At 36.6% G+C, this 26,486-nt stretch carries 23 protein-coding genes; 13 read left to right on the top strand and 10 right to left on the bottom strand.

Features of this window, described 5'->3' with window-relative positions; translation table 11 throughout:
• Positions 1-12 precede the first annotated feature (12 nt).
• The 5 genes from AEQU1_RS04285 (at position 13) to clpX (ending at position 5,417) form a co-directional block, all read left to right on the top strand.
• On the top strand, positions 13-1,545 hold the full coding sequence (locus tag AEQU1_RS04285; protein ID WP_111879107.1) for a G-D-S-L family lipolytic protein: 1,533 nt from the start codon (positions 13-15) through the stop codon (positions 1,543-1,545).
• Between the two features lie 81 nt (positions 1,546-1,626).
• Positions 1,627-1,971, top strand: coding sequence for a phage holin family protein (locus AEQU1_RS04280; protein ID WP_111879087.1), 345 nt, complete (start codon positions 1,627-1,629; stop codon positions 1,969-1,971).
• 82 nt (positions 1,972-2,053) lie between these two features.
• Complete coding sequence (tig, locus tag AEQU1_RS04275) at positions 2,054-3,373, top strand: trigger factor (protein WP_111879085.1); 1,320 nt, start codon at positions 2,054-2,056, stop codon at positions 3,371-3,373.
• 110 nt (positions 3,374-3,483) lie between these two features.
• Complete coding sequence (gene clpP / locus AEQU1_RS04270) at positions 3,484-4,158, top strand: ATP-dependent Clp endopeptidase proteolytic subunit ClpP (RefSeq protein WP_111879084.1); 675 nt, start codon at positions 3,484-3,486, stop codon at positions 4,156-4,158.
• A gap of 26 nt (positions 4,159-4,184) precedes the next feature.
• Positions 4,185-5,417 (top strand): ATP-dependent Clp protease ATP-binding subunit ClpX, encoded by a 1,233-nt coding sequence (gene clpX, locus AEQU1_RS04265; protein WP_111879082.1) that lies wholly within the window; start codon positions 4,185-4,187, stop codon positions 5,415-5,417.
• A 72-nt stretch (positions 5,418-5,489) separates the two neighbouring features.
• Here the strand turns inward: clpX and AEQU1_RS04260 are convergent, their stop codons facing one another.
• On the bottom strand, positions 5,490-5,675 hold the full coding sequence (locus tag AEQU1_RS04260; RefSeq protein ID WP_111879081.1) for a hypothetical protein: 186 nt from the start codon (positions 5,673-5,675) through the stop codon (positions 5,490-5,492).
• A gap of 181 nt (positions 5,676-5,856) precedes the next feature.
• Complete coding sequence (locus AEQU1_RS04255; protein WP_111879079.1) at positions 5,857-7,377, bottom strand: GH3 auxin-responsive promoter family protein; 1,521 nt, start codon at positions 7,375-7,377, stop codon at positions 5,857-5,859.
• Positions 7,378-7,499: 122 nt separating this feature from the next.
• Between AEQU1_RS04255 and AEQU1_RS04250 the strand changes: the two genes are divergently transcribed.
• Positions 7,500-8,294 carry a DUF2797 domain-containing protein gene (locus tag AEQU1_RS04250; protein ID WP_111879077.1) on the top strand — a complete coding sequence of 265 codons (795 nt, stop codon included), beginning with the start codon at positions 7,500-7,502 and terminating at the stop codon, positions 8,292-8,294.
• Position 8,295: 1 nt separating this feature from the next.
• Here AEQU1_RS04250 and AEQU1_RS04245 read toward each other — a convergent pair whose 3' ends face one another.
• On the bottom strand, positions 8,296-10,950 hold the full coding sequence (locus tag AEQU1_RS04245; protein WP_111879076.1) for an AsmA-like C-terminal region-containing protein: 2,655 nt from the start codon (positions 10,948-10,950) through the stop codon (positions 8,296-8,298).
• Positions 10,951-11,089: 139 nt separating this feature from the next.
• Here AEQU1_RS04245 and folK point away from each other — a divergent pair, with 139 nt between their 5' ends.
• From folK to AEQU1_RS04215, 6 genes are all read left to right on the top strand, one after another.
• Entirely contained in the window at positions 11,090-12,226 is a 1,137-nt protein-coding gene (gene folK, locus AEQU1_RS04240; protein ID WP_258455120.1) for a 2-amino-4-hydroxy-6-hydroxymethyldihydropteridine diphosphokinase, read from the top strand.
• Positions 12,227-12,321: 95 nt separating this feature from the next.
• Positions 12,322-13,254, top strand: coding sequence for a pseudouridine synthase (locus tag AEQU1_RS04235; protein WP_111879072.1), 933 nt, complete (start codon positions 12,322-12,324; stop codon positions 13,252-13,254).
• Between the two features lie 311 nt (positions 13,255-13,565).
• On the top strand, positions 13,566-14,963 hold the full coding sequence (locus AEQU1_RS04230; RefSeq protein WP_111879071.1) for an arginine decarboxylase: 1,398 nt from the start codon (positions 13,566-13,568) through the stop codon (positions 14,961-14,963).
• Positions 14,953-15,888, top strand: a complete 936-nt coding sequence (speB, locus tag AEQU1_RS04225; RefSeq protein WP_111879069.1) for an agmatinase — start codon at positions 14,953-14,955, stop codon at positions 15,886-15,888. Before AEQU1_RS04230 ends, speB begins: the two co-directional genes overlap by 11 nt.
• On the top strand, positions 15,878-16,855 hold the full coding sequence (locus AEQU1_RS04220; RefSeq protein WP_111879068.1) for a deoxyhypusine synthase family protein: 978 nt from the start codon (positions 15,878-15,880) through the stop codon (positions 16,853-16,855). Before speB ends, AEQU1_RS04220 begins: the two co-directional genes overlap by 11 nt.
• A 113-nt stretch (positions 16,856-16,968) precedes the next feature.
• Entirely contained in the window at positions 16,969-18,507 is a 1,539-nt protein-coding gene (locus AEQU1_RS04215) for a bifunctional GNAT family N-acetyltransferase/carbon-nitrogen hydrolase family protein (protein WP_111879066.1), read from the top strand.
• Positions 18,508-18,526: 19 nt separating this feature from the next.
• On the opposite strand, the gene AEQU1_RS04210 is transcribed toward AEQU1_RS04215, so the two are convergent.
• Entirely contained in the window at positions 18,527-19,915 is a 1,389-nt protein-coding gene (locus tag AEQU1_RS04210) for a glycosyltransferase family 87 protein (RefSeq protein WP_111879065.1), read from the bottom strand.
• A 71-nt stretch (positions 19,916-19,986) separates the two neighbouring features.
• Entirely contained in the window at positions 19,987-21,114 is a 1,128-nt protein-coding gene (locus tag AEQU1_RS04205) for a PD40 domain-containing protein (RefSeq protein ID WP_111879063.1), read from the bottom strand.
• Between the two features lie 31 nt (positions 21,115-21,145).
• Here AEQU1_RS04205 and AEQU1_RS04200 point away from each other — a divergent pair, with 31 nt between their 5' ends.
• Positions 21,146-22,375 (top strand): M20/M25/M40 family metallo-hydrolase, encoded by a 1,230-nt coding sequence (locus tag AEQU1_RS04200; protein ID WP_111879061.1) that lies wholly within the window; start codon positions 21,146-21,148, stop codon positions 22,373-22,375.
• A 74-nt stretch (positions 22,376-22,449) separates the two neighbouring features.
• Here the strand turns inward: AEQU1_RS04200 and groL are convergent, their stop codons facing one another.
• The 5 genes from groL to lptE form a co-directional block, all read right to left on the bottom strand.
• Positions 22,450-24,087: a chaperonin GroEL gene (gene groL / locus AEQU1_RS04195; RefSeq protein ID WP_111879060.1), complete on the bottom strand. Its 1,638-nt coding sequence runs from the start codon at positions 24,085-24,087 to the stop codon at positions 22,450-22,452.
• Positions 24,088-24,164: 77 nt separating this feature from the next.
• Positions 24,165-24,440, bottom strand: a complete 276-nt coding sequence (gene groES, locus AEQU1_RS04190; protein WP_111845110.1) for a co-chaperone GroES — start codon at positions 24,438-24,440, stop codon at positions 24,165-24,167.
• 152 nt (positions 24,441-24,592) lie between these two features.
• Complete coding sequence (gene secG, locus AEQU1_RS04185; RefSeq protein ID WP_111879058.1) at positions 24,593-24,925, bottom strand: preprotein translocase subunit SecG; 333 nt, start codon at positions 24,923-24,925, stop codon at positions 24,593-24,595.
• Positions 24,922-25,869, bottom strand: a complete 948-nt coding sequence (locus AEQU1_RS04180; RefSeq protein WP_111879105.1) for a hypothetical protein — start codon at positions 25,867-25,869, stop codon at positions 24,922-24,924. The genes secG and AEQU1_RS04180 overlap by 4 nt, the downstream gene beginning before the upstream one ends.
• Positions 25,870-25,873: 4 nt before the next feature.
• Positions 25,874-26,386, bottom strand: coding sequence for an LPS assembly lipoprotein LptE (gene lptE, locus AEQU1_RS04175; protein WP_111879057.1), 513 nt, complete (start codon positions 26,384-26,386; stop codon positions 25,874-25,876).
• Positions 26,387-26,486 lie beyond the last annotated feature (100 nt).

The raw sequence follows: 26,486 nt of genomic DNA, 5'->3' as shown, positions 1-26,486 counted from the left end.
AATTCAGAAAATATGAAAAATATACTTAAATATACATTCGCACTTTTAGCTGTTGGCTTAGTGAGTTGCGACCCAGAATTTGACAGCCCAGTAACGGATGAAGGTTTTTACACAAGCGGAACTGCTGATTTATCAAACTATGTTTCCGTGGGAAATTCTTTAACAGCTGGATATGCTGATGGAGCACTTTATATTACAGGCCAAAACAACAGTTATCCAAACATTATGGCGCAGCAGTTTTCTTTTGCTGGTGGAGGTGAATTCACCCAACCATTAATGAATGATAACATAGGTGGTTTATTATTGGGGGGAAACCAAATTACTGAAAACAGATTTGTGTTGGCTGTTGGTCCTAGTGGTAGTCCTTCTCCCGTACGTTTGGTGGGAACACCTACTACAGATATTACAAATCGATTAACTGGACCCTATAATAATATGGGTGTTCCGGGGGCAAAAAGTTTTCACTTGGTAGCGCCTGGCTACGGAAATGTTGCTGGTGTTCCCACTGGTGCTGCAAACCCTTATTTTGCTAGATTTGCTAGTAGCGAAAGTGCAACCGTTATTGGTGACGCCGCCGCTCAAAACCCAACTTTTTTCAGTCTTTGGATTGGGAATAACGATATTTTAAGTTATGCCACTTCCGGTGGAGCGGGAGTTGATCAAACAGGAAATCTTGATCCATCCTCTTACGGAGGAAATGATATAACTGATCCAAATGTTTTTGCCTCAGTTTACAGTCAACAAGTTGAAGCTCTAACAGGCAATGGCGCAAAAGGTGTGTTAATCAATATACCTGAAGTAACTTCTATTCCATATTTCACTACAGTTCCAACAAATGCTATTCCATTGGATGCTGCTACTGCTGGAGCATTAAACGCACAATTTAATGCATACAATACACAAGTATTGCCAGGCTTGGCAGGAATGGGTGTTATATCTCCTGAAGAAGCTGCACTGCGTATGATTAATTTCTCCGCAGGACAAAACTTCCCTATAATGACTGATGATGATCTTACAGATTTAACAGCAATACTTCAAGGACCTCCATTTAGCTTGCCTGCTCCTTTAGCAGCATTGTTAGGTCAATTACGTCAAGTGAAGTCTGACGATTTAATTGTTCTTACTGCTTCATCTGTATTAGGAACAACTCCAGATCCAAGCAATCCACAAGGAGTTATTGGAGTTTCAATTCCTCTTAGTGATCAATTTGTATTGGCTGTTTCAGAACAAGCAAGAGTAACTGCTGCAAGCAATGCATACAATGCGACAATTCAAGCTCTTGCAGGTGCAAAAGGACTTGCTTATGTTGATGCAAAATCTGCTTTGGCAAGTGTTGCAAACGGAGGAATTCCTTATGATGGAGGTATTTTAACCTCTCAGTTTGTTACAGGTGGGGCTTTCTCTTTAGATGGTGTTCACCCTACGCCAAGAGGATATGCTTATACCGCTAACCTTATTATTAAAGCAATCAATGATACATATAATGCTACCATACCAATGGTGCACATAGGTAACTATGCAACTGTTACGCTTTCAAACAATTAATATAAAAATTACGTTTACTAAAAACCGTTCTCTTTTGAGAGCGGTTTTTTTTATCTTTAAATTCAACTTAAACCTAGAAAAATGAAATTATTAATTAAACTCTTGCTAACCGCTTTGGCTGTTGTTATTTTAGCCAAAATCTTACCCGGTGTTGCCGTAGAAGGTTATGTAACCGCAATTATCGTGGCCATTGTTATTGCTTTATTGCGATTATTGGTTAAACCAATTTTGGTGCTCTTAACGTTGCCAATTACCATTGTTACATTTGGGCTTTTCCTTCTTGTAATAAATGCAATTATCATTTTGATGGCAGATTATTTCGTCGGTGGTTTTGCAGTGGCTTCAATATGGTGGGCGCTTCTTTTCAGTTTATTGCTTTCACTATTTCAATCTATTCTTTTTTCACTTTTAAAGGACGACAAATAGTTGGCTGAACAACAGTCTCTAAATGTTTGTTGGATTTTGTAAAAAACCGTACTTTTGCATCCCGAAATTCAGAAGAGAAATTATGAATATTACAAAAAAAGACATCGATAAATTGAACGCTGTGCTTACAGTGGAAATTTCAAAAGACGATTATTCCAGTAAAGTTGAAAAAGTGCTGGGCGATTATCGTAAAAATGCAAACATACCCGGTTTTAGAAAAGGACAGGTTCCAATGGGAATGGTAAAAAAACAGTACGGAAAAGCCGTTTTGGTTGAAGAAGTAAATAAAATTTTACAAGAAGCACTTCATAAGTTTCTCACCGAAGAAAAATTGGACATTCTTGGAAATCCACTTCCAAAGAACGAAGCAGATATAAACTGGGATGCAGATGATTACTCGTTTGAATTTGAATTGGGTCTTTCACCAGAGTTCACCGTTGATGTAAAAGGGAAGGAAGTTGTTCAATATAAAATCGTTGCTGATGATGAAATGCTGAACAATCAAGTAAAAACTATCCGTAAGCAATACGGAAAATTGATTTCTAAAAAAGAAGTTGAAAAAGGTGACGAAATAACCGGAACTTTTATTTCAACTGAAAAGGAAATTGAAAACAAAACCACCCTAACTACAGATGACATTGCCGGTGAAAAGCAACTTGAAAGCCTTATCGGCGCAAAAGTTGGCGATACAGTTACCTTGAAAACAAAAGGAATGTTTGCCGATGATCACGACAATCAAAAATTTTTAGGGGTTGAACATGATGAAGCCCATGGTTTGGACATCGAGGTTTCTTTTAAAATTGAAGAAGTTAACACACGCGAAATGGCAGAACTTAACCAAGAGTTGTATAATAAACTATTTGGTGAAGCAGTGGTTACTTCCGAAGAAGAACTGAAAGCAAAAATTAAGGAAGATGCCGAAGGACAATTTGCACAACAAAGCGACCAAAAGTTGCTGAATGATGTTGTTGATTCATTATTGGAAAACACAAAATTCGATCTTCCAAAGGAATTCTTGCAACGTTGGATTGCAATGTCTGGCGAAAAAAGACTTTCTGAAGATGATGCTAAAGAAGAATACGAAAGAAGCGAAAAAGGACTTCGTTACCAGTTGATTGAAGGAAAACTTCGAGCAGAAAACAAGCTACAGGTTACTTTTGATGAGCTGAAAGACTATTCAAAAAATATGATAAAAGCGCAAATGGCTCAATTTGGACAGATGGATCCTTCAGAGGAAGAAATGGAGTCAATTGCAGCTCGTATTCTTTCAAACAAAGAAGAAGTACAGCGTTTAACCGAACAGATGAACTCAGCTAAATTGCTGAATTTCTTTAAGGAAAATGCAAAACTGAAGACTAAAGAGGTTTCTTACGATAAATTCATTAAGGAAGCCTACGCATAATTCAGCGAAGAAATAGTTATCTTTAGGCGTTGAATTATTTGATTTAACGCCTTTTTGATTTAAACCTTTTCCTGTTCAGGAAAGTATATTTTTAAAACGAACAAATATTTATGAACTACAATAAAGAATTCAGAGATTTTGCTATTAAAGACCAAGGCATCAGCAATATGTACTATGATAAAATAATCAGCAGTATGTATCCTGAAAACTTGACACCAAATATTATTGAAGAACGCCAAATGAACGCCGTGGCAATGGACGTTTTTTCAAGGTTGATGATGGACCGAATTATTTTTCTCGGTACCGGAATCAATGACCAAGTTGCAAATATTGTGCAAGCACAACTACTGTTTTTGGCAAGTACAGATGCAGCACGCGATATTCAAATATATATCAACTCTCCAGGCGGAAGCGTTTATGCGGGCTTGGGAATTTATGATACTATGCAATTCATTAAGCCAGACGTTGCAACTATTTGTACTGGAATGGCAGCTTCAATGGCGGCCGTACTATTATGTGCTGGTGAAAAAGGAAAACGTAGTGGTTTGACACACTCTCGCGTTATGATTCACCAACCATTGGGTGGTGCGCAAGGACAAGCGAGTGATATTGAAATAACCGCACGTGAAATAATCACTCTAAAAGAAGAGCTTTATAAAATTATAGCGAAACATTCTGGCCAAACCTATGAAAAGGTTTATGAAGACAGTGATCGCGATTACTGGATGAAAGCTGACAGAGCTTTGGAGTACGGAATGATTGATGAAATATTGACACGTAACTAAATTTAGATTTTTTGAAAAAAGATAATATGTCGAAAGAAGATTTAGAATGTTCCTTTTGCGGCCGTAAAAAGTCGGAAACCAACTTGCTCATTGCAGGATTGGATGCCCACATTTGCGATCGTTGCATTGAGCAGGCCCATGGAATTGTTGTAGAGGAAGCCTTGCATTCAGGAAATACCGAACTTTCCAAAGATTTAATGCTGAAAAAACCAAAACTCATAAAAGCCTTTTTGGATGAATATGTAATTGGACAGGAATTTACTAAAAAAGTTATGTCAGTTGCAGTGTACAATCACTACAAAAGATTGCTTCAGCCAAAGAGCGATGACGATATTGAAATACAAAAAAGTAACATCATTATCGTTGGTCAAACTGGAACCGGAAAGACTTTAATTGCGAAAACAATTGCAAGAATGTTGAATGTTCCATTGGCTATTGTAGATGCTACAGTTTTAACTGAAGCAGGCTATGTTGGCGAGGATGTTGAAAGTATTTTAACACGTTTGCTACAAGCAGCAGATTACAACCTTGAAAAAGCAGAAAACGGAATCGTCTTTATTGACGAAATAGATAAAATTGCAAGAAAAAGCGATAACCCTTCAATTACCCGTGATGTGAGTGGTGAAGGTGTTCAGCAAGCATTATTGAAACTTTTGGAAGGCACAACGGTCAATGTTCCGCCAAAAGGAGGAAGAAAGCATCCCGATCAGAAATTCATCGAGGTAAATACTGAAAACATTCTTTTCATTGCAGGAGGTGCATTTGATGGAATTGAACGTCATATTTCAAAACGATTGAATATGCAGGCGGTAGGTTTTACAGCTTCATTGAAGGAAAACCAAATGGAGAAAGACAATATGCTTCGCTATATTATTCCGAAAGATTTAAAGGATTTTGGTTTGATTCCTGAAATAATTGGTCGTCTTCCTGTTTTAACTTATATGAATCCATTGGATAAGGAAACGCTTCGTGCAATTCTTACAGAGCCTAAAAACGCCATCATAAAACAGTATAAAAAGCTGTTTGAAATGGATGGAATAGATTTCGTAATTACTGAGGAAGCATTAGATTTTATTGTAGAACAAGCTATTGATTATAAACTTGGCGCCAGAGGCTTGCGTTCGCTTTGCGAGGCTGTTTTAACCGATGCTATGTATGAAATGCCCGGCACCGATGAAAAGAGCGTTCAGGTAACTAAGGAATATGCTGAAGAAAAATTGAACAAATCAACCCTTAAAAAGTTGAAAGCGGTTTCATAAAAAATGAAACGTATATAAAAGTAAAAAACCTCGGGAAGTTCCGAGGTTTTTTTATATCTGTTAAATAAATATTTAAGGTGTTGCGAGCAAAGCCTTATTTTTATTGTAAAGAATTTTATTCTCCATTTGCTCTTTTTTACTTTTCAAATTGTAGCCAGCTACTTCATTTTCTTTTTTATTTGCTTGTTGCGTGGTTGCGCAAGAAGTAAAAAGAACCGTAAAAGCTAAAAAACATACTATAAAAAAAACTTGTTTCATTTTGAAGTACTAAAGATTTTATAGGTCAAAAGTACTTCGGAAGTAGGGCGCTCACAAAAGTTTTAGTTGAACTCACTAGTAAACTCGTTGAAATACAACTTTAAAAAATAACCACCGATAAAGTGTTTAAAATGCCCGATTTACAACACCTTGCAAAGGTTTGTATTTATTAAAATCCAGTTTATATAGTGCTATTTAAGCGCAAAAGTTCCTCTAAATAGTCTCGAGTGTTGGAGAGTCGGGGAACTTTATGCTGTCCGCCCAGTTTATTTTTTTCCTTTAACCAATCATAAAAAAGGCGTTCTCGTGCGTGATGAATTTTTGGCGCGTTAAGAGTAGTATTATTAAAACGCTTGGCTTCATAATCGCTATTTACTTCCTGCAAAGCGGAATCCAAAAGCTGGGTAAAAGAATTTAAATCTTGTGGAGGCGATTTAAATTCAATAATCCACTCGTGTGCTCCTTTTTCCTTACCATTCATAAAAATGGGAGCGGCAGTGTAATCTACTATTTCTGCATTAGTTATTTGAGAAGCTTTACGCAGTGCAGTCTCTGCATTTTCAATAATTAATTCTTCTCCAAAAACATTGATGTGGTGCTTTGTTCTTCCTGTAACCTTAATTCTATAAGGGTCTGTTGAGGTAAAACGAACTGTATCACCAATTTTATAACGCCAAAGACCCGCATTGGTTGTAATTACAACAGCGTAATTTTTTCCTTCCTCAACCTCACTCAACGGAATCACTTTTTCTTTTGAAGTACCATAATTATCCATGGGAATGAATTCATAAAAAATTCCATAATCTAGCATCAATAAAAGTTCCTTGTTTTCATTGCGGTCTTGAATTGCAAAAAAACCTTCCGAAGCATTATAGATTTCATAATATCTGAAATCACTTTTTGGCAACAACTTATTATACTGATCAATATAAGGGTCAAAATTCACACCGCCGTGAAAATATACTTCCAAGTTTGGCCATACCTCAAAAAGATTTCCTCGGCCTGTAGTTTCCATAACGTTGTTGAGCAAAACCAGCATCCACGAAGGTACGCCGGCAAGGCTAGTTACGTTTTCTTTGATGGTTTCATTTACAATTGCTTGCATCTTGGTTTCCCAATCGCCCATTAGCGAAACTTCATTGCTAGGCGTGCTGCTGAATTCGGCCCAAAAGGGCATGTTGTCTATTAAAATTGCAGAAAGATCCCCGAAAACGGTTCCATTTTCTTGGTACAATTGTTTGCTTCCACCCAGCCGTAAACTCTTCCCAAGAAATAATTGCGCATTTGGATTGTTATTGAGGTACATACACAACAAATCTTTGCTTGCTGCGTAATGGCAGTCTTCCAATGAATCTAATGTTACAGGAATAAATTTGCTTTTAGCATTGGTTGTACCGCTAGATTTTGCAAACCATTTTATGGGTGTGGGCCAAAAAATATTTGTTTCTCCGCGTCGCGCTCTTTCTATTCGCGTTTCATTTTCTTCGTAAGTTGTTATTGGAATTCTTTCGGAAAATTCGCGATAGGTTCTAATTGATGCAAAATCATACTCTTTGCCAATCTCTGTATTTTTGGCTTTTTGAAGCAAGTTGAAAAGTAGTTCTTCCTGAACTTCAATAGGATATTTCAAAAAAAGGTCTATCTGGTGAAACCGTTTTTTCAAAAACCAAGAAGCAATGGAATTAACAATGGGGATTGGCATATTTTTCAGCTATCTTTATGCTATAAAAATAGCAATTTTAAATTTACGATTTCCCCTTTTTTGAAGCGATGTTTTTAGAGTATTTCTTCCGAAAAGTTTTCTGTATAAATATTTTTGAATAAATGAATTACGAAGGAGTGCTCACCAAAATGCAAACTGAAAACGGTTCACCCATTCAGTATTATCTTGTTTTTGAAAATGATTTTTTGAATGTAAATCAATTGTTGGATAAGAAAGTTGCCATCAATTTTTTGCACTATCAATGTTTAAATTGCGCACTTCAAAAAAAAATATACCGTCAGGGATATTGTTATGATTGCTTCTATAAAATTCCCCAAGCAGCAGATTGGATTATTAGTCCCGAACTTAGCAAAGCACATTTAGGTATTGAGGAACGTGATTTAGCCTACGAAGAAAAAGTACAGCTGCAGCCACACGTGGTTTATCTCGCCAACAGCAGTAGCGTAAAAGTAGGTGTTACCCGTAAAAGTCAGATTCCCACACGATGGATTGATCAAGGCGCACACGAAGCTATTGAAATTGTGGAAGTACCCAACCGTTATCTTGCAGGAATTACCGAAGTGGCACTCAAAGATCATGTGAGCGACAAAACCAATTGGCGTACCATGCTCAAAAACGATATTAAAGATGAAAACTTAGTAGAATGGCGAAATAAATTAAAACAATTTATTCCCGCTGATGCTGCCGAATATTATTTGGAAAACAATGCTGAAACCAATCTGCAATTTCCAGTTTTAAAATATCCAGAAAAGCCAAAATCACTCAACCTTGAAAAAAATCCTTTTTACGAAGGAGTTTTAAAAGGAATAAAAGGGCAATACCTTATTTTTGAGGACGATACCGTTTTTAACATTCGTAGCAATGAAGGCTACGTAGTTTCAATTACAGTGAATTAATCTAGTTTCCTGATTTAGATTTTGTAGTGTCTGTTTTCTTCTTTCCACCTAATAATCCACCCAAAACATCTTTTATAATTTGCGTGTTTTGTTGTTGAGTTGTTTGCTGCTGATTTCCTGTAGTTGTATTGGTTTTTGTGGAATCCTGTTTGGTTCCACCACCCAATAATCCGCCTAAAATATCAGTGCCCTGATTAATCAATTTATCTTTTTGTTTAGCTAAAAGTTGCTGAGTCAATGTGTTGATTGCAGCTTCTGTATTTAAAGAAACTTGCGGATTTGTAAATGTGCCCTTTAATACAACTGGCAGCGCAACGCTCATATCATTGGCTTCTTTCGGACTTAAATTTTGAAGCAATTTAGTTACTTCTCCACCTAAATATTTTGCAGGAACATCTAGCGTTAAATTATAATCGATGGATTTATCTAATCCGTGGGTTCCAGCAACAGCAACGTCAATTCCCTTTACGTCAAAATGAAAGGGTTTTACTTCAATTTTTCCATTGTTGAAAGTGAAATTGGTGCTTACGTCACGCAAACTCAATTTATCTAAATTTAAAAATGAAACTTTATTCCCGAGCGCGGCAAGCAACGGTGCTTGCTGTGGATCAACTTCAGCAGTTATAATTTGCGCCAAAGCAGTTCCGGCAAGTGTTGAAAATTTTGGGGAAAGATCTTTTGTCAATTCTCCGTTTAATTGAAATTTTGTATTTAAACTTCCCTGCAAAGCTTTGGCAATCGGTACTAAAAATTGGAACATTTCAAGATTTTGAAAAGATTGGTCAATGTCAATCTTGCTTAAATCTAGATTCATTGCAAATGTTGGCGTTTCGTTTTTGGTAGAAACGTTCCCCGAAAGTGCGATATTTCCACCAAAAATAGTTGAGGTAAAATTGCTTATTGTAATGGTTTCGTTTGCAATTGCGGCAGTTCCTTTCGCATTTGTTAATAGTAGATTGTCGTAAATAACTTTGCTTGCGGTAAAATCTAAGGTGGCGTCCAGAAAATCTGGAATTTTCACAGCATCGGGAGTTGTGGTGTTTTTTGCTATTTTTCCTGCTTCGGAAGTATTTTCGCCTTTTGATTCTTCTTCCGAAGCCATAAAGTCATTCACATTAAAAGTATTGGATTGAATTGCAAAACGACCTTTCAAATCCTGCTTACTCATCAAAAATGGGATGAGGTTCTGTATATTTCCCGAAGCTTTAATATCAGTTTGACCTGTTTGTGCATTCAGTTCCTTTAAAGTTATGGTGCCCGGCTGAAGTGTTAAATTGGCATTCAGAACTTTCAATTCGTCTTTAAAACCAGCGTTATAATTAAAATTCGTCAAACTTGCTGTTCCCCGTGCATCAATATTTTGGTATTGTTCTTTATCAACGGACTCCATATCAAAATTGGCGATAATGTCCGCTTTAAAAATCCCGCTGAGGTTTTGTTCCATTTCAACGGGCAACACTTTTTTAATGTTCGCAAGGTTTAATGTGCCCTGCATTTCCATATTTACAAAGGGATTTTCGGTCATATTTTTAATACTTCCATTTATGCGGAAAGGTTCGCCATCAATCCTAAATGTGAGTTTTGGTATATTTAAATAAGTATCTTTTAAAAAACCAGTTTCGTTTTTCAGTTGTGCATCAATCGTGATATTATCTACCGCTTTTGGAAGATCGGGATATTTAAAGGAAGCATTCTCGCTCGCTACATTTATATCCATCATCGGGATATGGGTGCTGTCTACGATACCTTTCAACATGCCGTTTACAGTAAAATTTCCCGTGGTTTTCACATCTTTTATTTGCTTTACATAGGTTTCTGGAATAACGGCGAGAAAATTTTTAAAATCTGAGGAAGGAGTTTTAAAAGTAATATCCACTTCATTATTTGTTTCGTTCACTTTTACATAACCATCAAATTTCAGAGGTAATTCGTTTATTTTCGCTTCGTTTTCGAGGAAGGTATATTTCTGGTTTTTTAAATCGAGTTTGAAAACAGCATCAAGTGAAATTCGGTTTTTGGTAAGATATTCGTTATTGTCAATCCGGAAAGATGCAAGCGCTTCAGTCTTTGTGTCCAGATTACTAATTTCCTGCGAAAGATCGCCGCTGCCTTCATGTTGCACTTCTGTTAACATTAAATAGGTTTTATTGGCTTCATCCAAATAATTGATTTGTGAATTTGTTATCTCGTATTTTTTCAATTCAAAATTAAATCCCCCGCTACTAGATGTTTCGCCCTCTGAAATTGCCGGTGCATCTTTTTTAACGGCAATGTCATAATTCGCATTTCCGAGTGAATCAATTTTAATATTCACAAACGCTTCGTCCAATTTTACAGCATCAATTTTAATATCCTTTGTTTTGAAAAGTTGCATTATCCCCATATCCAACTTCAAACTTTTTCCGCTAGCAAGCGTATCGCCTTCAAATGGTGATCTATTGATTACACTGAAATTTTCCAACTGAAGCGAAGCATTTGGAAAACTGCTGAAGAGGCTCAAATCCAAATTCTCCCAGGCAACTGTTGCATTTAGGTTTTCATTAATAGTGCGCTGCAGCATTTTCTCTAATGAACCTTTAAAAAGGAATGGTGCGGCGATTAGCAACAAAATCAAGATTCCGAGAATTATTCCTATTATTTTAAACGCTTTCTTCATATAAAAATTTAAAAATCCATTTTGAAAATTTATTGGGAAACGGCAGATTTCAAGCACGTTTCAGAATAAAATTTATATCTGCATCTAAATTTACTTGGTAGTGTTTTTCTTTTCCTTAATTTCGTCTTAAATGTTAAAATTGGATCCACTAACCCCTCTTAAAAATATCTATTTTTCCCTTGGCAGCAATTTGGGAAACCGTTTTGAATATTTACAAAATGCTGTTAACTTTCTTTTTGAAGAAGTGGGGAGTGTCGTTAAAATCTCTCCATTATACGAAACTCCAGCTCTTGGTTTTGAAGGTGATCCATTTTTGAACTGTGCCGTTTGGTTACAAACCGATTTAAAGCCATCTAAAATTCTGAAGAAAATTTTAGAGATTGAAAAGAAGATGGGCAGAAAGCGAAATGTTTCAAATACCTACGCTTCACGACCTATTGATATTGATATAATTTTTATTGACAATCTTGTTATTGAATCTGAAGATTTAACCGTTCCGCATCCTGAAATGGAACAGCGAAAATTCGTGTTGCAGCCTTTGGCAGAGCTCAATTCGCAATTGGTGCACCCTATTTCGCAGAAAAGTATAATCAAACTTTTGTCTGAAACGATGGATGAAAGCATGCTTCAAAAACAGTCAAAATGGCTTGGTAATCCAATGAAGGATTACAATATTTCAAAATATAATTACATCGCCATTGAGGGGAACATTGGTGCTGGAAAAACGAGTTTGGCCACTAAGATTGCGAATGATTTCAATTCAAAATTAATTCTCGAACGTTTTAAAGACAACCCATTTCTGCCAAAATTTTATGAAGACGCCGCCCGTTATGCTTTCCCATTAGAAATGTCTTTTTTGGCAGATCGTTATCAACAGTTGGTAGATGATATTACCCAATTTGATCTCTTTAAGGAATCGGTTATTGCAGATTACGACGTTAATAAATCCCTGATTTTTGCAAGCATCACTTTACCAGAGGAAGAATATTCGCTATATAAAAAACTTTTTTATGTGATGCACAAAGAGCTTCCGAAACCCGATGTGTATATTTACCTATACCAAAATACTGAACGCCTTTTGGAAAACATCAAAAAGCGAGGTCGCAAATATGAGCAGAGTATTCAGGTTGAATATTTGCAAAAATTAAATACTGGTTATTTGGAATTCATCAAAAACCAACATTCCGATAATATAAAAATTATCGATATTTCCGAAATGGATTTTCTGAAGAACCGAGCAGATTATTTAGAGATTTTGAAGAAAATAATCTCTTAAATACTGGAACTTGACACTATTAATTATTTTTACTTCGTTGAAAAATTGATGGTTGAAAGCATTTCTTCTTTATGTACCTTTGCAAAAAATACTAAATGAGCACACAAGACAATTACGATAAAGGAAGAGGGCCGCACAAGCCTGGAAAAAATGCACGAAAGAAAACCGTGGCTCGAAAAAATTCTTCCTTAAAATCTGATTCTTCGAAGAAAAATGAAGGTCGGGAACAGGATCCAACAAAACCAAAGCTGAAGTTCGATAAAACCGGAAAGGAAATTGGCCGTCGTGAAAAACCCACCGTACAAGTAGTTAAGAAAAGTAACCCCGAAGACGGCATTCGTTTAAATAAATACATTGCAAACAGCGGAGTTTGTTCACGCCGTGAAGCAGATACATATATTGCCACTGGTCTAGTTACCGTAAACGGAAAAATTATCAATGAAATGGGGCACAAAGTTCAATTGAATGATGATGTTCGTTTTGATGGCCGCCGATTAAACCCAGAGCCGAATACGTACGTTTTGCTTAACAAGCCAAAGGGTTTCTCAACCACGGACAGTAATGCAAAGGGAATGACGGTTATGGATTTAGTTGCAAATGCTACCACCGCAAAAATTAAACCTTTCGGTCGTTTGGGTAGAAATGCAACAGGACTTTTGCTATTCACAAATGATGATGAGTTTGTGCAAAAATTTTCAAAGAAGGGAATTTCACGTTTGTTCCATATTGAATTGGACAAAAATTTAAAATCTGAGCATCTTAAAAAAATTAAGGAAGGAATTACAATTGAAGGAAAAGAAATAGCTGTAGAAGAAATTAGTTACGTAGATAATTCACCAAAAAGTGAAATAGGTTTAAAGATAAAGCATACAGGAAACAGTGTTATTAGAACCATTTTTGAACATCTTGGTTATGATGTGGTTCGGGTAGATTGTGTAACGCTAGGTCCACTTACCAAAAAAGATTTACCTCGCGGACGCTGGAGAACACTTACTGAGAAGGAACTCAGCATGTTTAGTATGATTTAATGCGACGTGAAATTTCTCGCCATTTTATTAATTATTGAATTTTTTTTGGCACATTTGTACTATAAATATTTAAAGAATATTATTTTTAAAATGGTTGGTTTTTGAAAAATTTCGGAAACATATATTCTAAATGAACAACGCATTTTTACTTCCAATAGCTGTAATACAGCAGGTTTTGGGCAAAAGTTTCATCGTAAAGGGCTTGCCTATTCGTATTTAATCTTCAAGTTAATTTTTTGTTATACTTCTATTTTTTTAGGGTAATACGAAGCAAGAATTTATAATTTACAACATTCAACGAAAACAAAAGAATGAATACCAAATACATAGATTTAATAAACCAAACGTATTATTTTCCGCAGGAAGAATTCCGCTTGGGCGATAATGGCCTTGAGTTTCACGGTGTGGATTTGATGAACCTAGTTGAAAAATACGGGGCTCCACTTAAGTTTACCTACCTTCCAAAAATTTCAGAAAATATACACTTGGCCAAAAAATGGTTTGCCAATGCTATTGAAAAAAACAATTACAAAGGCACCTACAATTATTGTTACTGCACAAAAAGTTCACACTTTAAACATGTTTTGAACGAGGCTTTAAAGAATGACATTCATATTGAAACCTCTTCAGCTTTTGATATTGACATCGTTGAAAGCCTTAAGGAAACTGGGAAAATCACCGATAAAACATACGTTATCTGTAACGGATTTAAGCGTGAGCAATACATAACAAATATTGCCAGACTTATCAATAACGGCCACGAAAATTGCATTCCTATTATTGATAATTACGAAGAAATTGAACTACTTTCAGACAATATTGAAGGGCATTTCAATGTAGGAATCCGAATTGCTTCTGAAGAAGAGCCAAAGTTTGAATTCTATACATCTCGTTTGGGAATAGGGTATAAAAATATTATCCCTTTCTATGAAGAACAGATTAAAAATAATGATAGGGTGGATCTTAAAATGCTTCATTTCTTTATAAATACTGGTATTCGTGACACAGCTTACTACTGGAACGAATTGGTAAAGTGTTTAAAAGTGTATGTTCGCCTTAAAAAAATCTGTCCTTCCTTGGTTAGTCTTAACATTGGTGGAGGTTTCCCAATAAAAAATTCGCTGCACTTTGAATACGATTATCAGTATATGATAAACGAAATTCTTAACCAAATAAACATTACCTGTGAAGAGGCCGATGTGCCAGTACCAAACATATTTACAGAATTCGGAAGCTTTACTGTAGGTGAAAGTGGTGGCGCTATTTATGAAATTCTGTATCAAAAACAACAGAACGACCGTGAAAAGTGGAATATGATTAATTCCTCCTTTATCACGACCCTGCCAGATACTTGGGCCATCAGCAAAAAGTTTATAATGTTGCCAATCAACCGTTGGAACGATGAGTATGAAAGAGTCCTTTTGGGTGGGTTAACATGTGACAGTGACGATTACTACAATAGCGAACAAAATATGGCGGCTATATATCTGCCAAAATTCAGAAAAGAAAAACCTTTGTATATTGGCTTCTTTAATACAGGAGCTTATCAGGAATCTATTGGCGGTTTCGGGGGCTTGCAACACTGCTTGATTCCTTCGCCAAAACATATTTTGATAGACAGAGACGAAAATGATAATATTACAACTAAACTATTTTCAGAACAACAAACAAGCGAGCAATTGCTAAACATTTTAGGTTATGAGCACTAAGACGTATGCCGGAATCCCGCAAAAATATGCGGCCCTTGAAACATCAAAAATTGTATTGATCCCAGTTCCCTATGACGGAACCAGCACTTGGCAAAAAGGTGCCGATAAAGGTCCTGAAGCATTCTTGGATGCCTCGGAAAATATGGAACTTTATGACATTGAAACCCAAACAGAGGTTTACAAACAGGGAGTTTTCCTTGCAGATGCTATTACAGAAAACTCTTCTCCGGACGCAGTGGTTTCTGAAGTGCATAAAGTCACAAAAGACTACATAAAGCGAAACAAATTTGTAACAATTTTTGGTGGTGAACACAGCATTTCCATCGGAACCATCCGTGCATTCAACGAGTGTTTTGATGATCTTACCGTGCTCCACATAGATGCACACGCAGATTTGCGCAAAGACTTTCACGGAAGCACTTGTAACCACGCCTGTGCCGTTTATGAAGCCAGCCAGACCACAAACTTGGTGCAAGTAGGAATTCGTAGTATGGACATTGCGGAAACTCGAGTGATGGATGAAGAAAAAGTATTTTTTGCGCACGATATGGCAAAGGATGAATATTGGATGGATAAAGTTATTGAAGCTTTGGGCGATAACGTTTTTATTACCTTCGACCTTGACGCATTTGATCCTTCAATTCTTCCTTCCACCGGAACACCTGAGCCGGGCGGATTGTTTTGGTATGAAACTCTTGACTTCCTGAAACAAGTTTTCGAAGAAAGAAACGTAGTAGGTTTTGACATTGTAGAATTGTGCCCTAATGAAGATGAAAGAGCTTCAGATTTCGTAGCTGCAAAATTGTACTACAAAATGTTGACATATAAATTTGCAGGAACCGAAGAAGGAGACGAATACGATAACCATTTTACAGAAACCAAAAAAAGTGTTTCAAAATTTAATACAGAAGAAGATGAGTACTAGCAAAGGATCAATTTCCCAGTTTATTGAAAAATATTATTTACACTTCAACTCCGCAGCCCTTGTAGATGCAGCAAAAGGTTATGAAGCACAATTAAACCAAGGTTCAAAAATGCTTGTGTCTCTTGCAGGCGCAATGAGTACTGCAGAATTGGGAAAGATTTTTGCCGAAATGATTCGTCAAGATAAAGTGCATATCATTTCCTGTACGGGTGCAAACCTAGAGGAAGATATTATGAATCTTGTTGCCCATAGTCACTATAAACGTGTTCCCAATTACAGAGATTTGACTCCACAAGATGAGTGGGATTTGCTTGAAAAAGGACTTAATCGTGTAACGGATACCTGCATTCCTGAAGAGGAGGCCTTTAGAAGAATTCAAGAACACATCGTAAAACTTTGGAAAGAAGCCGAAGCTAAAGGCGAGCGTTACCTTCCGCACGAATATATGTACAAATTACTTTTAAGCGGTGTGATGGAAGAACATTACGAAATTGATTTAAAAGACTCTTGGATGTATGCCGCCGCAGAAAAAAACTTACCCATAGTTTGCCCAGGTTGGGAAGACAGTACCATGGGAAATATCTTCGCCAGCTATGTTTTGAAAGGTGAATTAAAAGCCTCTACAATGAAAAGCGGTATAGAGTATATGACTTTTCTTGCAGATTGGTACACTGACAATTCAGAAAAAGGAATTGGTTTCTTCCAGATAGGAGGAGGAATTGCTGGAGATTTCCCAATTTGTGTTGTACCAATGTTGTACCAAGATATGGAGCGAACAGACACTCCTTTTTGGAGCTATTTCTGCCAAATTAGTGATTCTACTACAAGTTTTGGAAGCTATTCTGGAGCGGTGCCAAATGAAAAAATTACTTGGGGGAAACTCGATATACATACTCCAAAATTTATTATAGAAAGTGATGCAACCATCGTAGCGCCTTTGATTTTTGCGTACCTTTTAGGTATGTAAAAAGAGGTAAATAATAATTATATACAAATACGGATAACAGATAAATAGAAATCGTTTCCCTCAACAAAAAGCGTTGAGGGAAGGGATTTTAGATTAGTTAATAAAACAACAGAATGGAACCACAGAAGATTGAAAATATAGAATTAAAATTTTTAACGCTTAAAGATTACGAAGCGCTGAAAGAAGCCACCATTCAATCTTATGGCGGACTGCCAAACAGTTATTGGAAAATTGATGAAATAGGAAATTTGATAGACATTTTTCCCGAAGGACAAGTAGTAATAATGGCCGATGGCGAGATTGCTGGTTGTGCGCTTTCAATTATTGTAGATTTTGATGAAATAGAAGATCAACATACATATAAGGATATAACAGATGACCCAACCTTTAGCATCCACGACCCCGAAGGCGATGTACTGTACGGAATTGATGTCTTTATCCGTCCCGACTTTCGTGGGTTGCGTTTGGGAAGAAGACTGTATGATTATAGAAAAGAACTCTGCGAAAATTTAAATTTGAAAAGCATCATTTTCGGAGGAAGAATGCCGAACTATCATTTACACGCCGATAAAATTTCACCAAAACAATATATCGAAAAGGTAAAGCGCAAACAAATTGACGACCCTGTGCTGAATTTTCAAATTTCAAATGATTTTCACCCAGTGCGAGTTTTAAAAGGGTATTTGGAAGGCGATAAAGCTTCAGGAGAATTTGCGGTTTTAATGGAATGGGATAATATTTATTTCACTAAACCAGACAAAAAACCAAAGCCGAGCGCTATCAAAAGTGTAGTGCGTTTGGGTCTTATTCAATGGCAGATGCGTAGCTATGCTGGAATGGAAGATTTAATGCAGCAAGTAGAATATTTTATTGATAGCGTGGCAGGCTACCGTTGCGATTTTGCTATGTTCCCAGAATTTTTCAACGCCCCGCTTATGGCAGAATACAACCACATGAGCGAACCGGATGCAATTCGTGAATTGGCAAAACATACAAAGGAAATTACCGATAAAATGGCGCAGCTTTCCATTTCGTACAATATCAATATCATTACGGGTAGCATGCCAGAAATGGTCCGCGGGAAACTGTACAACGTTGGCTACCTATGTCGTCGCGATGGAAGTGTGGAACGTTATGAAAAGATACACGTAACGCCCGATGAAGCTAAAGTTTGGGGAATGGTAAACGGAAATTCACTTCAAACTTTTGATACAGATTGTGGAAAGATTGGAGTATTAATCTGCTACGATTCCGAATTTCCTGAATTATCACGATTGCTTTCAGATGAAGGAATGGACATTCTTTTTGTCCCCTTCCTTACAGATACACAAAACGGTTATTCCCGTGTAAGATTATGTGCTCAAGCCAGAGCCGTAGAGAACGAATGTTATGTAGCTATTGCCGGAAGTGTTGGTAATCTACCGAAAGTGCACAATATGGATATTCAGTACGCACAGAGCGCTGTGTTCACCCCCTGCGATTTCTCTTTCCCAAACAACGGAATAAAAGCCGAAGCAACTCCAAATACCGAAATGATTTTGGTGGCTGATGTTGATGTTGATTTACTCCGCGAACTTCATACTTTTGGGGCAGTTCGAAATTTAAAGGACAGAAGAAAAGATTTCTACAGATTAGAACGGGTAAAGAAATAATTATAAGCCTGCAAGGTTTTCAAAATCTTGTAGGTTTAAATTTTGATTGAAAAATTTCCTGAAAAGCGAATCCAATAACAATAATATATTCCAAAGCCACCAACCAAAGCTTTTCATCAAAACCATTTACTCCGTAAGCTGAATAACTAAGCATCACTGCAAAACTCCAAACAATTGGAAATTTGTATTTCGTAAAAACCGACAGCAAAAGAGGAGTGGCAATGTACCAAGGATGCACGGTGGTTGACAGCAGAAAGTAAAACAAAATAGCAAAAAGCATAGCGGTTAATAATTGCTGAGGTGTTTTATTTTTTCTGAAAAAAGCAATTCCCGAAACGAAAATCAATACCAAAACAGGCAGAATTTTCCCAACTGTTTCAATCAAATTCCACCCAACTATTTCGAAACCAATCCACCGAATTACATAATAAATACTCGCATTAAACTCAAAATTCTGAAACCAAAGCGCTATGGTTGATGAAAAATTCTGGATAAATGCCGAAGACAAAAAAGGAAGAAATGTAATTGCAGTAGTAACTAACACTACTATATAAAATTTAAATAAAGATGTCAAGCTGAGCTTATCGAAGCGTTTTTGAATGTCTGTAGTATCTATTTTATTTATAAAATACCCCAAAAACAAGGGCAAATACAATAGCGGAATCAATTTCACCGAAATAGAACACCCAATTAAAAGGGCCGCCCAAAACCATTTTCCATTAAAAAGTAAATATAATCCCCAAACAAAGAAGAAAAGCATCACCCCTTCAAAATGAAGGTTTCCGGTAAGTTCAATAATTATAAAAGGATTCAGAAAATACCAAAAAATATTTTTGATTGGAAGATTCATCTTCTCCAATATTTTTTTCCCAAAATATAGAATTCCAATATCTGCTAAAATAATTACTATCCGAAGAACTATTGCTGAACCCAAAATACTTTTTCCCGCAAAGAGCGCAGCAATAGTAAAAAACAATTGATTAATGGGTGGATAATTACTGAAATGGCTTGCATTTAATGCGCCCATTCCGTCAATCAATTGTTGCGATTGTTCAACTGTTACCTCGAGCGCAGTCGAAAGGTCAGGAGTAAACAAATAGGGACTTACACCTTGCAACAGCAACCGTCCATCCCACAAAAACCGATAAAAATCCTGAGAGAGATTGGGAACAGCAGCAATAAAAACAATTCGGAAAATAATTCCAAAACTGACTAAAACCAAAAAGCTTTCCCTACGCTTTGGTGTAAATTTTTCGACAAATAAAAAGGCGATAACAAATAGGGCAGAATAAAGCGAGATGAGTTTTACAAAATCACTTCGTTCCAAATCATATCCAAAACTGATGTAAAATGCGATGGAAAGTGCCGCAAATAAAAGTGGGATTTTATATAATTTAATGAAATTCAAAAAACCGTTATTTTTAATCGTTAGCTAGAATTCAAAAAATCTAAATCAGCAATCCACAATCGTTAATCAACTCAGTCTTGCCATTCAGCAATAAAAAGGTTGGTGTCGTGCCCGCCGCCATTATTTCTATTGGAAGAAAAAACCAGTTTTTTGCCATCATTTGAAAATACTGGAAAGGCATCAAATGTTCTACCATGTGTAACGCGTTCTAAATTTTTCCCGTCAATATCTATCAAATATAGATTAAAAGGAAATCCTCTTTCTGCCTCAAAATTGCTTGAAAATAAAATCTTTTTCCCCGAAGGATGGAAGAACGGCGCCCAATTAGCATTACCTAAATGTGTAAGTTGCCTTAAATCACTTCCGTCTGCGTTGCAGATAAAAAGTTCCATTTCGGTCGGCTGCACTAAACCTTGGGCTAACAAATCTTTGTACTCCTTTATTGCTGTTTCGGTTTTTGGGCGGGAAGCGCGGAAAATTAATTTTGAACCGTCGGGCGAAAAGAATGCGCCTCCATCATAACCTAATTCATCAGTAATTTGTTTTATATTTTTACCGTCAATATCCATTGTGTAAAGCTCTAAATCGCCACTGCGCATTGAGGTGAAAACAATTTTATCGCCCTTTGGTGAAACGGTCGCTTCGGCATCGTACCCAGGTTCGTTTGTTAATTGTGCTGTAATATTTCCATCCAAATCTGCAACGAAGATATCGAAGCTGTCATAAACTGGCCAGACATATTTTCCTTCTTTTTTCAGTGGAACCTTTGGGCAGTTTACGTCTTTTAAGTGGGTGCTCCCATAAACAATATGTTTTCCGTCTGGCAGAAAATAACTACAGGTAGTTCTGCCTTTTCCCGTGCTTACCATTGGCGGCTGTTTATCATTAAAAGTTTCATCGGCATTCATCAAAAACATTTGGTCGCAGTTTACACCCCAATTTTTGTAGTTGCTTTGGAAGATGAGCTTGCTATCGTCGAAACTCCAATATGCCTCTGCGTTATCACCTCCAAATGTTACTTGCCGAATGTTTTTGAAGTGTTTTTCTTCGGAATAGATTAAAGTATCTTTTGTTTGGGGATCAAGAGTTGCTGTTGATTTTTTTTCAGTTGAGTTGGATAATTCTTTCTCAGTATCTTTCCCTTGATTTTTACAACTCATAAAAACGGAAACAAATAGTAGGGTATATAATATTTTCATTTTTAATGTACTTTTGAGCAAAAGTAATGATATGCGCACAATTATACTGTTATTTCTCGTAATGCTTGTTTTTTCCTGCAAGGAAACAAAAGTGAAGTCCGTTAGTATGAAGGAAGATGTCTCCGTTTTGGCTAATGATAGTTTGAATGGAAGAAAGACGGGTTCAGAAGACGAAAAGAAAGCTGCAGAATATATAGCAACAAGGTTCACTGATTTAGGATTGCAACCAAAAGGAACTGATGGGTATCTTCAAAAATTCACTTTTAAGGCCAGTAAAAACCCACACCAAGAAGCAGAATTTACTTCGGAAAATAATGATAGCACCGAAACTGGTGAAAACGTAATTGCATATTTGGACAACAAGTCTGAAAACACTGTTGTAATCGGTGCGCATTATGACCATTTAGGAATGGGCGGCGAAGGTTCGCTTTATCGTGAAGGCCCAGCAATACATAATGGTGCGGATGATAATGCGAGCGGAGTGGCGATAATGTTGCATTTAGCAGATTCGCTTCAAAAGAAAGATTCTCCAAAGAACAACAACTATCTCTTCATTGCCTTTTCGGGTGAAGAAGAAGGATTATTGGGTTCAAATTATTTCGTAAAAAACCCAACTATTGATACAAAAAAAGTAACCTATATGCTGAACATGGATATGGTGGGAAGGCTTAATTCTGAAAACGCTTTGGCTGTTTACGGCTTGGGAACATCGCCTATTTTAAAACAAACCGTAAACGCAAACGCAGGTAGTTTGAAAATTATAGAAAATGAAAGTGGCGTTGGTCCGAGCGATCACACTTCTTTTTATTTGGCAGATATTCCGGTGCTTCACTTTTTCACTGGACAACACGAAGATTATCACAAACCTAGTGACGATACAGAAAAGGTGAATTTTGATGGAATGGATATCATTTCAAATTATATTTTCAGTATCATAAAAGATTTAGACAGCCAACCAAAACTTCCTTTCAGAAAAACCAAAAATGAAAGTGAGGCTGTTCCAGATTTTAAAGTAACATTGGGCGTTGTACCCGATTATCTTTTCAGCGGAAAAGGAATGCGGATTGATGGTGTTAGCGAAGAAAAACCAGCTCAAAAAGCAGGACTTCAAAAAGGCGATATAGTAGTAAAAATGGGAGAATTTGAAGTGACAGATATGATGAGTTATATGAAAAGTCTTTCAAAATTTGAAAAAGGAGAAACCGCAACAGTTACTATTAATAGAAACGGTGAATTGAAGGAGGTTGAGGTTACTTTTTAAGAGTACTTCAACATAAAAAAACCTCACAAATCTTGAAGACCTGTGAGGTTTAATACTATTAATTTTTTTTGGAATTACATCATTCCGGGCATACCACCGCCCATACCGCCTGGCATTCCGCCGCCGGCATTATCTTCTTTAATATCAACTAAAGCACATTCAGTTGTAAGAATCATTCCAGCAACCGAAGCAGCGTTTTCAAGCGCAATACGTGTTACTTTTTTAGGATCGATAATACCTGCTTTTAGCATATCAACATAGGTTTCGGTCTTAGCGTCGTAACCAAAGTTTTTCTTTCCTTCCAAAACTTTATTGATTACTACAGAACCTTCACCGCCACCATTTTCAACAATGGTGCGAAGCGGTGCTTCAATTGCACGGGCTACAATTTGCACGCCTGTAGTTTCATCTAAAGTTTGTGTTGTAAGTTTTTTCAAAACCTCAATAGCACGAACCAAAGCTACACCACCACCGGCAACAATGCCTTCTTCTACAGCCGCACGGGTTGCGTTAAGTGCATCATCCACACGGTCTTTTTTCTCTTTCATTTCAACCTCTGAAGCAGCACCTACGTAAAGAACGGCAACACCGCCAGCTAATTTAGCCAAACGTTCTTGCAATTTTTCTTTGTCGTAATCACTAGTAGTAGACTCTATTTGAGATTTTATTTGGCTTACACGGCCTTTAATATCCTTTTTGTCTCCTGCACCATTTACAATGGTTGTATTGTCTTTATCGATAGTAACGGTTTCCGCAGAGCCCAACATATCAATTGTTGCATTTTCCAAAGTGAAGCCGCGCTCTTCAGCTATAACGGTTCCTCCAGTCAGTACTGCTATGTCTTCAAGCATAGCTTTTCTTCTGTCACCGAAACCTGGAGCTTTTACAGCTGCAATTTTCAAAGACCCGCGAAGTTTGTTTACTACTAAAGTAGCCAATGCTTCGCCGTCAACATCTTCAGCAATAATCAATAAAGATTTTCCTTGTTGTGCCACTGGCTCAAGAATAGGAAGTAAATCTTTCATTGAAGAAATTTTCTTATCATAAAGCAAAATCATTGGGTTGTCCAATTCAGTTTGCATTTTTTCGGTATCGGTTACGAAATATGGAGAAAGGTATCCTCGGTCAAACTGCATCCCTTCAACAACATCAACATAAGTTTCAGTTCCTTTAGATTCTTCAACGGTTATAACACCTTCTTTACCAACTTTTCCGAAAGCCTTAGCTATCAGTTCTCCAATTAGTTCGTCGTTATTTGCAGAAATGGAAGCAACTTGCTTTATCATTTCGGAAGAATTACCAACTTTAGTAGATTGGCTTTCTAAATTTTTAACGATGGCTTCAACAGCTTTGTCAATACCGCGTTTCAAATCCATTGGATTTGCGCCAGCAGCAACATTTCTTAGACCTTCTTTTACAATTGCTTGTGCAAGAACGGTAGCGGTTGTCGTTCCATCACCAGCAAGATCGTTGGTTTTTGAAGCTACTTCTTTCACCATCTGTGCACCCATATTTTCCAGCGCATCTTCAAGTTCAATTTCTTTTGCAACAGTAACACCATCTTTAGTCACCTGTGGTGCGCCGAAAGATTTACTGATAATTACATTACGGCCTTTTGGACCCAATGTTACTTTTACTGCGTTTGCCAATGCATCAACGCCGCGTTTTATTGCGTCGCGGGCTTCTACATCAAATTTTATATCTTTTGCCATTTTTTAAAATGCTTTATGCTTTTGGCTATATGCCTTAAGCTTTGGTTAAACTAATTCTTAAATTTATTTATGAAATGTTAGATGATGGCTAAAATATCATCTTCGCGCATAATCAGGTAATCTTTACCATCAAACTTTAGTTCGCTGCCAGAGTACTTTCCATAAAGAACGGTATCACCAACCTTCACGGTCATTTTGTAATCTTCTTTGCCTTTACCAACGGCAACTACTTTACCTTTTTGTGGTTTTTCTTTTGCAGAATCTGGAATGTATATACCAGATGCGGTTTTAGTCTCAGCTTCTTGCGGCTGAACCAGAACTCTATCTGCAAGGGGTTGAATTTTTAATGCCATTTCAATTTTATTTTTTAGTTGTTAAACTTGAGTTTAATGTTTGGAGAGCTAATGGGCAGAAATTGTGCCACTGCCCATAAACTGACAGTTTATAAAACAAAAATGCCAGCTTGTCATAAGCTGGCATCTTTAAAATATGTTGTAACTAATTATTAGTTTGTAGTGTCTGTTGCAGTTGGTGCAGGCATTTGTGTTGTTGGTACTGAAGGAATTGCGTTTTCGTCAAAAGTTTTTGACTGAATAGTATTGCTTCCCATTATAAAAATATTGGAACCTAAAATCAATAGGAGCATAATGGTTGCAAGTGTCCAAGTACTTTTATCTAAAAAGTCGCTTGTTTTCTGCACACCACCAATCTGTGCGCCACCACCACCGCCGAACGATGATGAAAGACCGCCACCTTTTGGGTTTTGAACCATTATAACTACGACCAACAAAAAGGCCACTATCATTATCAAAATTAAAAATATTGTAAAAGTACTCATGATTGTTCTGAATTAATCAATTTATCTATCGCCCGAATTTGGTCTGCAAAGAAACCACTTTTTTCGGGATTTTTCAAAATTAAAATTTTATATGCTTGAATTGCTTTTTTATAGTTCTTTTGTTGTAAGTAAACTTTCGCCAAAGTCTCCGTCATTAGCGAATCGGAAGGTTGTGTATAAGGTTTTGTTGAGTTGTTATTTTCTTCTTTTGGCGCTTTTTTTTCTATTTCCGAAGGAATTATTTTCGGACGTTCCTGAATAAACTTGTCTATTAACTCGAATTTTCGCTCTTTTTCCTCCTGTGCAGAAACTTCTTCTGGTGCAGAATTTTTAAAAGGTAAATTGTCTTTGACAAAATTTTCACTTTCTAATTTTGAAGATTCTTCCGTACGCACAATTGGTTTTGCTTTTGTCAGTTTTAGCCATTCTGAAAAGGAATGTGTGTCACTTTTTGTAAATTCCAAGGGCTTGTCTGGTTGCAGTATTTTGCCAGATTCAACTTTTCTCTTTTCAGCTAAATTGGTAACCGATGCTATCTTTCTTTGGAAAAGTTCTGGATTCAAAATATTTTCGGCCTTTTGCATTTCGGCCTTCATTTGCTTGTCTATCTCAAGGCTAATTTGTTCCGAGATATTTTCTGAAATAACTTTAATTTCATCCACCGAAGCATCGTGCTGTAAAATATTTTGCGAAATTTCATTCTGAATAAATTTTTCTGAAGTGATATATTCAAATAAAATATCGCGATCTGTGGTATGTGCTGCAGTAAGCTTCAATGCATCATTATAAAGAAAACTTTCCTGATTTTTTAAACCTTTTAACTGTAATGCCCGCGCACTTTGAAAATAAGGGTATTTTTTAACGAGCACATCCAAAGCAGCTAAATCCTCAGAAGTTATTTTCTGCGGATTGGCAAGTAAATATGTAAAATTTGATGTGTTCAAAATGCTACCAGTTTGCAAGTGATTTGTTAAAGATGTCCTGTGTTAATCGTTCAAAAATAATATCAACCGCCGCATCCAGCTTTGAACCCGTTAACTGTGTTGTTCCCGGATAATCATAATAAAAACTGAAAGGTTGCTCAAAATCTTTCAAAGGATCTTTTGTGTTGTAAAAACGTATATTAATTGCAATGGTAAGTCTATTTTGGGCTGCCGTACTGTTTGAGGTTGCAGTAATTGGCGCGATGTAAAATTGTGTAATTTCTCCTTCGTAAACTAAATCGCCACTACTGTTTACCAAATCTAAACTTGTTTGGTTTAATAATAAATCCTGTAATTTTTGCGTAAAATCTCTTGCAATTCCAGGCTCAACAATTGGGGCGTTATTTTGAAAATAATTTACCTGTACCGTTCTTGTAGTATTGTAATTAATATCTGCTCCAGTAAACGAATACGGCCCACAACTTTGTAAAAGAATTGCGGAACTTATAAGAGCTATTTTTAAGAATATTTTTGGCATTTAATTTATTTTGATTTTTTACTCACTACTCACTACTCACTACTCACTACTCACTACTCACTACTCACTACTCACTAAAAAATAATAAATAATAACTAAT

Origin of the sequence: Aequorivita sp. CIP111184, from assembly GCF_900489465.1 — a bacterium.
Classification (GTDB): Bacteria; Bacteroidota; Bacteroidia; order Flavobacteriales; family Flavobacteriaceae; genus Aequorivita.
This window is presented reverse-complemented; position numbering and strand designations above follow the sequence as displayed.

Coding starts and splice junctions, on each gene's coding strand:
- AEQU1_RS04215 (WP_111879066.1), top strand. CDS start 16,969: ATGGAACCACAGAAGATTGAAAATATAGAATTAAAATTTTTAACGCTT.
- AEQU1_RS04260 (WP_111879081.1), bottom strand. CDS start 5,675: ATGAAACAAGTTTTTTTTATAGTATGTTTTTTAGCTTTTACGGTTCTT.
- speB (WP_111879069.1), top strand. CDS start 14,953: ATGAGCACTAAGACGTATGCCGGAATCCCGCAAAAATATGCGGCCCTT.
- clpX (WP_111879082.1), top strand. CDS start 4,185: ATGTCGAAAGAAGATTTAGAATGTTCCTTTTGCGGCCGTAAAAAGTCG.
- secG (WP_111879058.1), bottom strand. CDS start 24,925: ATGAGTACTTTTACAATATTTTTAATTTTGATAATGATAGTGGCCTTT.
- AEQU1_RS04255 (WP_111879079.1), bottom strand. CDS start 7,377: ATGCCAATCCCCATTGTTAATTCCATTGCTTCTTGGTTTTTGAAAAAA.
- tig (WP_111879085.1), top strand. CDS start 2,054: ATGAATATTACAAAAAAAGACATCGATAAATTGAACGCTGTGCTTACA.
- clpP (WP_111879084.1), top strand. CDS start 3,484: ATGAACTACAATAAAGAATTCAGAGATTTTGCTATTAAAGACCAAGGC.
- AEQU1_RS04245 (WP_111879076.1), bottom strand. CDS start 10,950: ATGAAGAAAGCGTTTAAAATAATAGGAATAATTCTCGGAATCTTGATT.
- AEQU1_RS04250 (WP_111879077.1), top strand. CDS start 7,500: ATGAATTACGAAGGAGTGCTCACCAAAATGCAAACTGAAAACGGTTCA.
- AEQU1_RS04220 (WP_111879068.1), top strand. CDS start 15,878: ATGAGTACTAGCAAAGGATCAATTTCCCAGTTTATTGAAAAATATTAT.
- AEQU1_RS04200 (WP_111879061.1), top strand. CDS start 21,146: ATGCGCACAATTATACTGTTATTTCTCGTAATGCTTGTTTTTTCCTGC.
- AEQU1_RS04280 (WP_111879087.1), top strand. CDS start 1,627: ATGAAATTATTAATTAAACTCTTGCTAACCGCTTTGGCTGTTGTTATT.
- AEQU1_RS04205 (WP_111879063.1), bottom strand. CDS start 21,114: ATGAAAATATTATATACCCTACTATTTGTTTCCGTTTTTATGAGTTGT.
- groL (WP_111879060.1), bottom strand. CDS start 24,087: ATGGCAAAAGATATAAAATTTGATGTAGAAGCCCGCGACGCAATAAAA.
- lptE (WP_111879057.1), bottom strand. CDS start 26,386: ATGCCAAAAATATTCTTAAAAATAGCTCTTATAAGTTCCGCAATTCTT.
- AEQU1_RS04285 (WP_111879107.1), top strand. CDS start 13: ATGAAAAATATACTTAAATATACATTCGCACTTTTAGCTGTTGGCTTA.
- groES (WP_111845110.1), bottom strand. CDS start 24,440: ATGGCATTAAAAATTCAACCCCTTGCAGATAGAGTTCTGGTTCAGCCG.
- AEQU1_RS04230 (WP_111879071.1), top strand. CDS start 13,566: ATGAATACCAAATACATAGATTTAATAAACCAAACGTATTATTTTCCG.
- AEQU1_RS04235 (WP_111879072.1), top strand. CDS start 12,322: ATGAGCACACAAGACAATTACGATAAAGGAAGAGGGCCGCACAAGCCT.